Genomic DNA, 303 nt, shown 5'->3' with positions numbered 1-303 from the left:
GTCCTGTCGTACGTCGTGGTGCCGGACGCGGCGAACACCACGCGCCTGCTGCTCAAGGTCGTCATGCGGACGAACCGGGAGCTCGCCATCGGGCTGAGTCTCGGGGATCTGGTGATGGCCCGCAGGCAGTTGCTGACCCTCAAGCGGCTCGCCGAGCAGGGGGGACAACCGGACCAGTGACCGGGCAAGCCGTACGGGGCGAACCCCTCACGGCTGCTCCTCACGGGTTTCAGCCGGACGGCTCGGGCGGTCGACCTAGGTGTTCGTTTAGCAACACCCGCGATGGGGCCCCAGGAGTTGCTT

Annotated in this window: 1 pseudogene; it reads left to right on the top strand. The window is 67.7% G+C overall.

The features are described 5' to 3' along the window. Nucleotides 1-180, top strand: a pseudogene (locus tag ADK66_RS31785) (polyketide cyclase); the annotation flags it as partial. Between the last annotated feature and the right edge of the window lie 123 nt (nt 181-303).

The organism is Micromonospora sp. NRRL B-16802, assembly GCF_001279555.1.
GTDB lineage: Bacteria > Actinomycetota > Actinomycetes > Mycobacteriales > Micromonosporaceae > Micromonospora > Micromonospora profundi.
This window is presented reverse-complemented; position numbering and strand designations above follow the sequence as displayed.